7 protein-coding genes are annotated in these 11,692 nt (G+C 51.0%); all 7 read left to right on the top strand.

What is annotated here, in order from left to right; genetic code table 11:
• The first annotated feature begins 75 nt into the window (after positions 1 to 75).
• The 7 genes from ACO0LI_RS00035 to ACO0LI_RS00005 all read left to right on the top strand — a co-directional run bounded on the left by ACO0LI_RS00035 (position 76) and on the right by ACO0LI_RS00005 (position 11,556).
• On the top strand, positions 76 to 1,287 hold the full coding sequence (locus tag ACO0LI_RS00035) for a cation:proton antiporter (RefSeq protein WP_423029957.1): 1,212 nt from the start codon (positions 76 to 78) through the stop codon (positions 1,285 to 1,287).
• A gap of 360 nt (positions 1,288 to 1,647) precedes the next feature.
• Positions 1,648 to 3,012 (top strand): MFS transporter, encoded by a 1,365-nt coding sequence (locus tag ACO0LI_RS00030; protein ID WP_423029955.1) that lies wholly within the window; start codon positions 1,648 to 1,650, stop codon positions 3,010 to 3,012.
• Between the two features lie 21 nt (positions 3,013 to 3,033).
• Positions 3,034 to 4,731: an alpha-amylase family glycosyl hydrolase gene (locus tag ACO0LI_RS00025; protein ID WP_423029953.1), complete on the top strand. Its 1,698-nt coding sequence runs from the start codon at positions 3,034 to 3,036 to the stop codon at positions 4,729 to 4,731.
• 27 nt (positions 4,732 to 4,758) lie between these two features.
• The gene (locus tag ACO0LI_RS00020; RefSeq protein ID WP_423029951.1) at positions 4,759 to 7,167 is read left to right on the top strand and encodes a TIM-barrel domain-containing protein; all 2,409 of its coding nucleotides are present in this window, start codon (positions 4,759 to 4,761) and stop codon (positions 7,165 to 7,167) included.
• Positions 7,168 to 7,314: 147 nt separating this feature from the next.
• Positions 7,315 to 9,195, top strand: a complete 1,881-nt coding sequence (locus ACO0LI_RS00015; RefSeq protein ID WP_422949341.1) for a glucokinase — start codon at positions 7,315 to 7,317, stop codon at positions 9,193 to 9,195.
• Between the two features lie 82 nt (positions 9,196 to 9,277).
• The gene (locus ACO0LI_RS00010; protein ID WP_423029949.1) at positions 9,278 to 10,375 is read left to right on the top strand and encodes a helix-turn-helix domain-containing protein; all 1,098 of its coding nucleotides are present in this window, start codon (positions 9,278 to 9,280) and stop codon (positions 10,373 to 10,375) included.
• A 206-nt stretch (positions 10,376 to 10,581) separates the two neighbouring features.
• Entirely contained in the window at positions 10,582 to 11,556 is a 975-nt protein-coding gene (locus ACO0LI_RS00005) for an alpha/beta hydrolase family protein (RefSeq protein ID WP_423029947.1), read from the top strand.
• The last annotated feature ends 136 nt before the right edge of the window (positions 11,557 to 11,692 follow it).

Genomic DNA, 11,692 nt, shown 5'->3' with positions numbered 1-11,692 from the left:
CTGAGTGGGGGAGGTGCCACTGTGAGGTTCCACCAGCAGCGGCGCATAAAAAATAAACTCAAAAAAATATAAATTATGCATACTGGTATGAGCACTACCGAGATTTTCCTGATTGCGATGTTTGTGATTTTCACGCTGCCTTACCTGATCTGGCGGGTAGGTAAAACTGACTATTACGCTCCACTGGTAGTAGTCCAGATTATCACTGGTATTTTGCTGGGGCCTGGTGTCCTTGGGGCGATTTATCCCGACTACTATAAATTCGTCTTCAATCCCCAGGTAATACAGTCACTGAATGGCATCGCCTGGTGGGCCGTCATGATTTTTGTCATGATTGCCGGAATAGAACTGGACTTGAAGAAGGCCTGGGAATACCGCCGTGAAAGTACTATCACTGCTGGCCTGGCATTGGGCATGCCTTTATTGTTTGGCTGCGTAGCTGGTATGGGCCTGCTCAGCATGGATGGCTGGATGGGGCCCAAAGCCATGAGCTGGCAATTCGTGCTCGGTGTGGGCATGTCCTGCGCCGTCACTGCCTTGCCCATCCTGATCTTGTTGATGGAAAAGCTCGACATCCTGCGCCAACCGATAGGCCAGCGCATACTGCGTTATGCCAGTCTTGACGATATTGCGATCTGGGGCGTGTTGGCGGTGATCTTGTTGGACTGGACCAGGGTAGGGCGACAAGTCGGCTTTTTAGTGGTGTTTGCGGTTGCTACCCTGTTGTTTCGCAAACTCATGGTCTGGCTGGAAGAACGTGACCGTTGGTATGTGGGCCTGATCTGGCTGGCTGCCTGTGCTTTTGCGGCTGACTGGGCTGGCCTGCACTATATGGTAGGTGCTTTCCTGGCGGGTGCGGTCATGGATGCACACTGGTTCAACCAGGAAAAAATGGACCTCATGCGCCACCATGTCTTGCTGGCCATCATGCCAGTGTTTTTCCTGAGCACGGGTTTGCGTACCAACTGGGCGGTGGGCGGCGTCGCCGTCTTCGTCGCTGCGGCTGTTTTGCTGTTCGCCTCTGTCACTGGCAAGCTGATAGGCATACAGGTAGCAGGCAAGATACTCAAATGGGAAAAAGGTGAGGCTTCCATCATAGGCTGGCTCTTGCAGACCAAGGCTTTGATCATGATTATCTTTGTCAACATCCTGCTTGATAAAAGCATCATCACCAGTGAAACTTTTACCGCCTTGTTGCTGATGGCTATCGCCAGCACCATGCTGACGGTACCTGTGGTATATCCGAAATTGCAGAAAATGAAGGAGCTGATTTTCAGGAGTAAGTAAGATTTTTGAATCTCCGTTTTTGCAGGTGAAAGGCCCGCTGCTTTTTTGAAAGTGGCGGGCATTTTCTTTTGGCGGTGGGTGTCTATGTCAGAATAAGTTTAAAAAAATGCAGGAAATGATGGGTAGTATTGCTACAGATTGCTATTTCCAGCGTAAGGTTTTACGTGGATTTTTCTTTTTTATCAGACTTAATCATTGTTTGTAGTTGGTCTTAAAAATTTATGTAGTTTGATTACATTTTGCTGTGGTAGTATTTCAAAATGCAGATGTGCTTACTATGGTGACTTTGTTGGGAAGTCGTTTTTAGCCAGCGAGCCGTACTGCAACAGTAGTTCATAATAAATTTGGGGACAAAACACCATGCAAGTATCTGCATACAAACCACGTCTGTCGTTCTGGCAGTTGTGGAATATGAGTTTCGGTTTCTTTGGCATACAGTTTGGCTTTGCGCTGCAAAATACCAATACCAGCCGCATCTTTTCTACCCTGGGCGCGAATCCCGATGATCTGGCTCTGTTCTGGCTGGCTGCACCCATCACAGGCTTGCTGGTGCAGCCCATCATTGGCTACCTGAGTGACAATACCTGGCATCCATTCTGGGGACGCCGTCGTCCTTTCTTTTTCATCGGTGCGATACTGGCATCGATTGCCATGTTCCTCATGCCTAATTCCAGCGTCTTGTGGATGGCGATAGCGGTGTTGTGGATGATGGACAGCGCCATCAATATTTCCATGGAACCTTTCCGCGCCTTTGTCGGTGACAAGCTTGATGTGTCGCAGCAAACCGCAGGCTTTGCCATGCAAACCTTCTTCATCGGTTGCGGTGGTGTGATTGCCTCCTTGCTGCCGACGATATTCACAGATTACCTCGGCGTCAGCAATGTGCCTGTGAATGGCGCGATCCCTGACACTGTGCGTTATTCCTTTTATTTCGGCGGCGCGATTTTTGCCTTGTCTGTCATGTGGACAGTGTTTACCAGCAAGGAAATTCCTCCGGCAGACCTGGAAAAATTCAAACAGGAACGCAAGAATAATCAGGGCTTGGGCAAGGCAGTATCAGAAATTTTGGGTGGCTTCACCAAAATGCCCAAGACCATGGTGCAACTGGCGTTGGTGCAATTCTTTACCTGGGTCGCCTTGTTTGCCATGTGGGTGTACACCACGCCCTCGATAGCGCAAACTGTTTTCCATAGCAGCGATGCGCAGTCAGCCGCTTTCCAGGAAGGCGGTAACTGGGTGGGCATCATGTTCGCGGTGTATGGTGGTGTCTCTGCAATCGCGGCTTTCTTGTTGCCTGTGCTGGCGAAGATGACCAGCCGCAAATTTGTTCACATGTTGTGTCTCGTGATAGGCGGTGTCAGCCTCATGAGTATCTTCCTGATCTCATCCAAACAAATGCTGCTCTTGCCTATGGTGGGTGTGGGCATCGCATGGGCCAGTGTACTGACCATGCCATATGCAATTCTGGCAGGTGCTTTGCCTGCGAACCGCATGGGTTATTACATGGGCCTGTTTAATTTCTTTGTGGTGATACCGCAGATTATTGCCGGTGTCGTGCTCGGTGCGATCTTGAAGCATTTCTTTGATAACCAGTCCGTCAAGGTCTTGATGCTGGGTGGGGCTTGCATGATATTAGCGGGCTTGCTGACTTTGCTGGTCAAGGATGAAGCAGTCGAAGTTGCACCAGGCATGGACAAGACGGCAGCTAATGCTGCTACCGTTTAAGCAGACAGCCGGAGTTTCATTATGCAAGTGACTGCGTTAAAACTGGGCTTGGCAATGCTGCTGGTCGCGGGTTCAAATACTCTAATTTTTGCCGCGTCCAATGCGCAATCATCTCAACAGAAAAGCATTTCAGCCCAGCCATTTTTATGGGAAAACGCCACTGTCTATTTTTTACTGACAGATCGCTTTCATAATGCCAACCATAAAAATGATCTGGCCTATGGGCGTAAGAATGACGCTGCGCCCCAACGAGGCTTTGCCGGTGGCGATCTGGCTGGTATTACGGCAAAGATCAAATCTGGCTATTTCAAAGACCTCGGTGTCGATGTCATCTGGCTGACGCCACCGGTCGAGCAAATTCATGCGAGTACGGATGAAGGTACGGGCAAGTCTTATGGTTTTCATGGTTACTGGGCCAAGGACTTCACCCGTGTCGATGCCAATCTGGGCACAGAAGCCGATATGCGTGAGTTTGTCGATACCGCGCATGCGCATGGCATGCGTGTCTTGCTGGATGTGGTCATGAACCACCTGGGGCCAGTGACGGAGCAAGACCCGGTCTGGCCAGATGAATGGGTCAGAACATCGCCAACCTGCACTTATAAAGATACTGAAACCACGGTCAGTTGCACCCTGGTCAAAAACTTGCCGGACATACGCACAGACAGCAAAGCCGCAGTCAGCTTGCCGCCAGTGCTGGCAGAGAAGTGGAAGGCAGAAGGGCGCTATGACAAAGAAGTCAAAGAGCTGGATGATTTTTTTCAGCGCACAGGTTTGCCACGTGCGCCACGATACTACCTCATGAAATGGCATGTAGATTGGGTAAAGAAATACGGTGTCGATGGTTTCCGTGCTGATACAGCCAAACATACAGAGCCAGAAATCTGGAAAGAATTGCATGGCCTTGCCAGCGTAGCTTATGAAGACTGGAAGCAGGCCAACCCCAAAAAGAAACTGGGTAATCAGGCTTTCTTTATGACCGGTGAAGTGTATAACTATGCACTCGCTCACGGCCAGGACTTTGACATGGGCGGCGGCCAGACCGTCAATTTTTACCAGAACGGTTTTGACAGCCTCATCAATTTTGGTTTTAAGTCAGATGCCAATAAGACTTATGAAGCCTTGTTCAGTGATTATGCCGCGCGTTTGCATGGGCCTTTGGCTGGATATTCCGTACTGAATTACATCAGCTCGCATGATGATGGCGGGCCATTTGATCTCTTACGCCAAAAGCCATTTGAATCCGCTAATAAACTTTTGTTGAGCCCTGGCGCTGCACAAATTTATTATGGCGATGAAACTGCACGCTCTCTGAATGTCGCTGGTGCGCAAGGCGACGCGACCTTGCGTTCTTTCATGAACTGGGATGAGTTGGCAAAGAATGCCAGCCGTGAAGGCTACCGCATTGTTGAAGTCCGCCAGCACTGGAGTCGCCTGGGTTCGTTCCGGCGTGCCCATCCTGCCATAGGAGCAGGTATGCATGAAAAACTGGCCGACGCCCCTTATACTTTTAAGCGCACTTATGGCAAAAACGGCATCAGCGACAAAGTAGTGATTGCGCTGGATATCCCGGCTAACAGCAATCCTGCCATCAACGTCGCAGGCGTTTTTGCCGATGGACAAAAACTGCGCGACTATTATTCCGGCAAGACGGCCACAGTCCTCAATGGCAAGGTGCAATTCAATAGTGGCTTGAGCACTACATTGATTGCACCTTAGTAAGCTCAAAAAAATAATTAGAGACACATGAGAAAAACATCCATAGTCAAACTGAATGTCTTTGCAGTCGCGATCCTGTCGCTGGCAACAACAGCACACGCACAAAATTCTGTCCGCACTATTGTGGCTGTCAGCAAGCAGGCTGATCATCTGGAAATCAAGACCAATGATGGTCGCTACATCTTGAAACCTTACAGTGACAAGATAATCGAAACCAGTTTTATCCCTGCTTCTGAAAAATTCAACCCGGCTTCGCATGCCGTCGTCTTGTTGCCAGCGCGCGTCAAGACCAGTTTCAAAGAGACAGCAAGCAGTATTCAGTATATCGCGGGTGACATAAGTGTCAGCATCACCAAATCACCGCTGCAAATTGCCTATGCTTATAAGGGCAAGCCCTTGCTATCAGAAAAAAATGGCTATAGCAAAACCGCAGATGCGGAAGTCCTCGAATTCAACCTGGATGCCAGCGAAGCCCTATACGGTGGCGGCGCCCGTGCTCTGGGGATGAACCGTCGCGGCAATCGCCTGCCTTTGTACAACAAGGCACACTATGGCTATGAAGAGCGTTCAGAGCAAATGAACTTTGCCATGCCGCTGGTATTTTCATCGAAGATGTATGGCCTGCATTTTGATAATGCCGCAATAGGTCAGCTTGATCTCGACAGCAAGAAAAACAATGTGCTCGCGTATGAAACCATTAGTGGCCGCAAGACTTACCAGGTCATCGCTGGTGACAACTGGGCGGACATCGTCAGTAATTACACCAGTTTGACCGGGCGCCAGCCTTTGCCACCGCGCTGGACTTTTGGTAATTTCGCCAGCCGCTTTGGTTATCACAATGAGGCAGAAGCGCGCAGCATACTCGATAAATTTCGCACAGAAAAAATTCCTGTCGACGCCATCATCTTTGATCTTTACTGGTTTGGTAAAGATATCAAGGGCACCATGGGTAATCTGGAGTTTGATAAAGACAGCTTCCCCAATCCCAAAGGCATGATTGCTGACTTTGCGCAGCAAGGTATCAAGACTATCCTGATTACCGAGCCTTTCATTTTGACGACTTCAAAAAAATGGCAAGAGGTAGTTGATAAAAATATTCTGGCCACCGACAAGCAGGGCAAGCCCTACACCTATGATTTTTATTTTGGAAATACCGGCCTCATTGATATCTTCAATCCGCCTGCACAAAACTGGTTCTGGGCCATCTATAAAGATTTAAAAAACATGGGGGTGGCTGGCTGGTGGGGAGATCTGGGGGAGCCGGAAGTCCATCCATCTGCCTTGCAGCACAAGACCGGTAGTGCCGATGAATTGCATAATATCTACGGCCATCAATGGGCCAAGCTGATTGCTGATGGCTACAAGAAAGACTACCCCAATCAGCGGCCTTTCATCCTCATGCGCTCTGGTTATTCAGGTTCACAAAGGCTGGGCATGATACCGTGGTCGGGTGATGTCAATCGCACCTGGGGCGGATTGCGTTCCCAGCCTGAGATCGCCTTGCAGATGGGCATGCAGGGCATGGCTTATATGCATTCTGACCTTGGTGGCTTTGCCGGTGCAAATCTGGATGATGAGTTGTATGCACGCTGGTTGCAGTATGGCGTGTTTCAGCCTGTGTTCCGCCCTCATGCGCAGGAAGAAGTTGCTTCTGAGCCGGTCTTGCGTGAAGCTAAGACCAAAGCTTTGGCAAAGGCAGCGATAGAATTACGTTACCGCATGCTGCCGTATAACTATACCCTGGCATTTGAGAATAACCAGCAAGGCCTGCCTTTCATGCGCCCGCTATTTTATGCGGAACCACAGAACCAGAAACTGCAAACTGTGGCTGACACTTATCTGTGGGGTGACAGTTTCCTCGTGCATCCTGTCATGAAGGCAGGGGAAAAAGAAGCCAACGTGTATTTCCCGGCAGGTAGTACCTGGTTTGATTTTTACACTGATCAGCAACATCAGGGTGGTGCGACTGACACTGTAAGCGTGGAGCAAGACCATATACCGGTGTTTGTGCGTGCTGGCGCTTTTGTCCCCATGAGCCCGCTGGTACAGAATACCCGTGACTATTCAGCAAAAAAACTGGAGCTGCATTACTACCATGATGCCACCGTCAAAAAGTCGGCAGGCAAGTTGTATGACGATGACGGCGAGACTGCGAATGCTTATGAGAAGGGGGCTTACACCCTCATGTATTTCCATAGTCAGGCAAATACTGCGGAGTTGAAAATTAGTCTGAGAACAGAAACCGGCAAGAGTGCTGAGGCGGTGGACAAGGACATTGCACTGCATATACACAATATTGCCAGCAAGCCAGCATCAGTAAGCCTGCAAGGCAAGGCAACGCCTTTTAGCTGGGATGAAGCCAAAAAACAGTTACTTATTGATGTGCACTGGCTAAAAAACAGTAAGGCAGAGCTATCAATAAAGTTAAGTAAATGATATTGTCATGCCCGTTTACAGGTGGATGCACGCAGCTTGCCATGGCAAGTACAGATTTGGGACATGAATTTGCAGGTGTTTGTGGTAAATTGCGTGATTGCATTCTCTGTAAGAAAATAGGCAGTAAACCGTATATATGAAGACAGCATGACGACAGAACACGCACTTGTAGAACATGGTAGCGCGGCAGGTTTTTCTAGTGGCCCGCGCTTGTTGGCAGATATAGGCGCTACCCATGCGCGCTTCACACTTGAGTCTTCACCAGGTGTGTTTGAATCCGTCAAGGTCTTGAAGTGCGATGAATACGCTGACATCATGGCCTTGCTGCGCGCCTATCTTTCTACTGTGCCTGCCAGCAAGGTACATCATGCGGCGTTTGCACTGGCCAATCCTATCGAGGGTGACCAGGTCAGGATGACCAACCGCGACTGGGCATTTTCCATCGAAGATGTGCGCCGTGAATTTGGCTTATACACTCTGCTCATCGTCAATGATTTTACCGCCCTGGCCATGTCCTTGCCGGGTTTGCAGGCCAAAGACCTGATGCAGGTTGGCGGCGGCGCACCGGCTGCTAAATCTGTTATCGGAGTCCTGGGGCCGGGTACTGGCCTGGGTGTGTCTGGCCTGATCCCGACATCTGATGGTTTTGTGACGCTGGGCAGTGAAGGCGGTCACGTCAATTTCGCGCCGGTGGATGAGCGTGAATATGCGATCCTGCAATTCGCCTGGAAAGAATGGCCGCACGTCTCTACTGAACGCCTGATTTCTGGCCCTGGTATGGAATTGATTTACCGTGCCCTGGCCGACAGGAATAACAAGAAAGTCCAGGCCCTGCCCGCGCAAGACATCATGCGCGGTGCCCTGGCGGCTGATGCCGATGAACTTTGCCTGGAAACCCTGGAATGCTTTTGCGGCATGCTGGGCAGTTTCAGTGCCAATCTCGCTGTAACCCTCGGCGCTTTTGGCGGTATTTATATAGGCGGTGGCATAGTCCCCCTGATGGGTGATTATTTCGCCACGTCCGCCTTCCGCACACGCTTTGAAGCCAAAGGGCGTTTCACCAGCTATCTGGCGCAAATACCTACTTTTGTGATTACGACGCCCAACCCGGCGTTTTATGGCGTGTCGGCGATTTTATCTGAGCACCTGCGTGGCCGTAGCGGCGACAGTTCATTGATGGACCGCATACAGCAAATACAGGCAGAACTGACACCGGCAGAACGCCGCGTCGCTACCCTGGTGCTGGAAAACCCGCGTACGGTATTGAATGAGGCAATCGCAGAGATTGCCCGCCTGGCTGATGTCAGCCAGCCTACCGTCATCCGCTTTTGTCGTTCGCTGGGCTTCCTGGGTCTTGCTGACTTCAAACTCAAGTTTGCCAGCAGCCTGACCGGCACGATACCCGTGCGCCATAGCCAGGTACGCATGAGCGACAGCACGCATGACCTGAGTGCCAAGGTGATTGATAACACTGTGTCGGCGATTTTGAATTTCCGTGACCAGCTTGATGTGCGCTCGCTTGATCAGGCAATTGCCCTGTTGCGCAAGGCAAACAAGGTAGAGTTTTATGCCATGGGCAATTCGCGTGCCGTGGCGTTGGATGGCCAGCATAAATTCTTCCGCTTCCGCATTCCTACCGCCTCCTATGGCGATGCGCATTTATTCTCCATGGCAGCAGAATTGCTGAACCCTGGCGATGTCGTTATCGTGGTCTCGAATTCCGGCAAGCTGCCAGAGTTGCTGAAAGCCGTTGATGCTGCCCGCCTGGCCGGGGCCGATGTTATTGCGATCACGCCGAATCAGTCACCACTGGCAAAGAAAGCAACAGTCTGTCTGGCGGTCAATCATACTGAGGACAACGCAACTTTTCTGTCCATGATTTCACGCATACTGCAATTATTGCTGATTGATATTATCGCGGTAGGTTTGTCGGTTGATACACCTGAAACAGAAGGGCATGGCGATGACGTCAAGCGCAAGGAGTTATCGCGTTTCAGTAATTTGCTGATTTCTCATCTGGATAGCTGATTACACCTTAATCTAAGCGATGCAGCTTGCCTGAGCAGTCTGGCTGCTGTTATTGTTTTGCCTTTCATCTTCATGGACAGGCATGTTGGCTCTTGATCCCTTGGTCTTGCTTGATGCAGCTTTGCGCGGCACGCTGCTGGCTTTGCTGTTGCTGCTGTCCGCCATTCTGGGCCGTGACCGACCGCAACTGCTGGTAGTGCGTGCTGGTATCGCACTTTGTCTGGGCCTGGCGGTGCAGGTGATCAGTGCCACTCCCTGGTTTGAAGCCACGGTGCCAGGTCTGTGGCAAGCGCCACTGGTGGCGATTTCTGTTGCGAACGCCGTACTGTTCTGGGTATTTGTGCAAACCCTGTTCGATGATGACTATGCATTGCGGCCCATGCACCTGCTTGCCTGGTTTGCAGTGGCTGCCCTCAGTGCGCTGAACTGTGCCGTGGTGGCTGGTAGTGCCTCTATCATTGCACCACTGACGGTGGGCTTACAACGTGCGATACCTTTGATATTTGCCATTCTGGCCGCATTGGCAGCAGCAAGAAACTGGCGTACCGATCTGGTTGAAGCGCGACGTCGGCTGCGCGCTTTTATCGTGATTGCTGGCAGTATCTATACCGTTTTATTATTGCTTGCCCGTTTGAGTTCGCCACAGGGGAGGCTGGCAGGCGGTACTGCGATGGCAGATGTGCTTGTGTTGCTGCTCATCATCGCCGTCGTGACATTCAGGATGTTAAAACTGGGGCATCTGGATTTGTTTCCGCTGCCTGCAGTTTCATCAAAAGAACAAACCGTCCTGCAAGATGATCCTTTGCCCTTGACTGCGCCTGATGCAGGTGAAGACACGCTGGTGATTGCTTTACAGAAGCTCATGCAGGATGAGCGCCACTACCGCAGCGAAGACCTGACACTGGCCAGCCTCGCTGGCAAGATGCAGATCCCTGAATACCGTTTGCGCAAGCTGATCAACCAGCAGCTTGGCTACCGCAATTTCAATGCCTACATCAACGCCTTTCGCCTGGACGAAGCACGCGCTGCTTTGGCTGACCCGGCGCGGCGCGATTTGCCTGTTCTAACGATTGCGCTGACTTCTGGTTTCCAGTCCATAGGGCCATTCAACCGTGCCTTCAAGACTGCCACCGGGCTTACGCCTACCGAGTACCGCAAAGAAAATATGGCCGATTCCTGAAATCGGCTAGCCGAAATCTGTAATTTGCAGTCTGCGGCAAGACATCATTCGCTTTCCTGCGCATAGTCCGGTTCATCCGGGGCCTGGTCTCCGGCACTCAACCGATTGGAGCCTGAATGATGAAAGCGAAGTATCTACTTCTTGTTAAACGACTATTTCACTGTTTCACCTATGCGCTGCTATGCCTGCTGTTTTTTAGTAGCGGCATGGCGAGCGCATCGGTTGGTCTGACAACGATAGCCCCAAGCGCCACCGATGGCACTATTACCCTGTATTATCCGAGTAATGCACCTGAGCAATCAATTAATCGGGGTCGCTTCCATTTCAATTTTGCTGAACACGCAGACCCTGTGCGCGGCAATGGCCATCTGATCATCATTTCGCATGGTTCAGGTGGCTCACCCTGGGTATATGCAGACCTTGCCCGCAGTATGGTCGAGGCAGGTTTTATCGTTGCCATGCCCGAACACCATGCCGATAACTACAAGGATGACAGTCATCCCGGCCCCGATAGCTGGACCTTGCGACCCGCTGAAGTATCACGCGCCATTGATGCCGTTGGCCGTGACCCGCGCTTCGCACCCTTGTTGACGCTGGACAAGGTCGGCATGTATGGCATGTCGGCAGGTGGCCATACTGCACTCAGCATGGCAGGCGGGCGCTGGTCATCGGCTGGGTTTAAACAACATTGTGAAGAAGACCTGGTCAATGACTTTCAATCATGCGTGGGCCTCAATACCAGGCTCACTGGCGGTTTCTTTGATGGTCTGAAGAAATGGCTGGCTTTGACGATTATCCGTAGCCGTTTCAGTGATGCCACCATGCGCGAGCATCATGATCCCCGTGTGGCTGCAGTCGTGGCTGGTGTTCCTGCTGCTGCTGACTTTGACATGGCGTCGTTGAAAAATCCGCCTGTTCCACTGGGCCTGGTCACTGCGGGACAGGACCGCTGGCTGGTGCCGCGTTTTCATAGTGGTCGGGTATTGGCTGTCTGCCAGACTTGTGAACATATTGCGGACGTGCCTGAGGCTGGCCATGGTTCATTGCTGTCACCCCTACCACCAAACCTGACAGGCCTGATTAGCGACATGCTGAATGATCCGCCCGGTTTTGACCGTGGGCAAATGCCTGCGGTGGATAAGAAAATTACCGCATTCTTTGAAAAGCATTTATTACATTAGAACTACCTTAGGAATCTCTGATTAAGTCCCCGAGCAATGATTCAGAAACGGTAATATAAGCTTATTTTCCATTGAATCATAAATACCATGAGACAGACAACATTTGCCGAAGGTGGCTTTGAACGCTATGCCAAGA

Origin of the sequence: Undibacterium sp. Tian12W, assembly GCF_049339405.1 — a bacterium.
Lineage (GTDB): Bacteria > Pseudomonadota > Gammaproteobacteria > Burkholderiales > Burkholderiaceae_D > Undibacterium.
Note: the sequence above shows the minus strand (reverse complement) of the source record. Positions and strands in the feature narration are given on the sequence as shown.

Coding starts and splice junctions, on each gene's coding strand:
- ACO0LI_RS00020 (WP_423029951.1), top strand. CDS start 4,759: ATGAGAAAAACATCCATAGTCAAACTGAATGTCTTTGCAGTCGCGATC.
- ACO0LI_RS00035 (WP_423029957.1), top strand. CDS start 76: ATGCATACTGGTATGAGCACTACCGAGATTTTCCTGATTGCGATGTTT.
- ACO0LI_RS00025 (WP_423029953.1), top strand. CDS start 3,034: ATGCAAGTGACTGCGTTAAAACTGGGCTTGGCAATGCTGCTGGTCGCG.
- ACO0LI_RS00030 (WP_423029955.1), top strand. CDS start 1,648: ATGCAAGTATCTGCATACAAACCACGTCTGTCGTTCTGGCAGTTGTGG.
- ACO0LI_RS00005 (WP_423029947.1), top strand. CDS start 10,582: ATGGCGAGCGCATCGGTTGGTCTGACAACGATAGCCCCAAGCGCCACC.
- ACO0LI_RS00015 (WP_422949341.1), top strand. CDS start 7,315: ATGACGACAGAACACGCACTTGTAGAACATGGTAGCGCGGCAGGTTTT.
- ACO0LI_RS00010 (WP_423029949.1), top strand. CDS start 9,278: ATGTTGGCTCTTGATCCCTTGGTCTTGCTTGATGCAGCTTTGCGCGGC.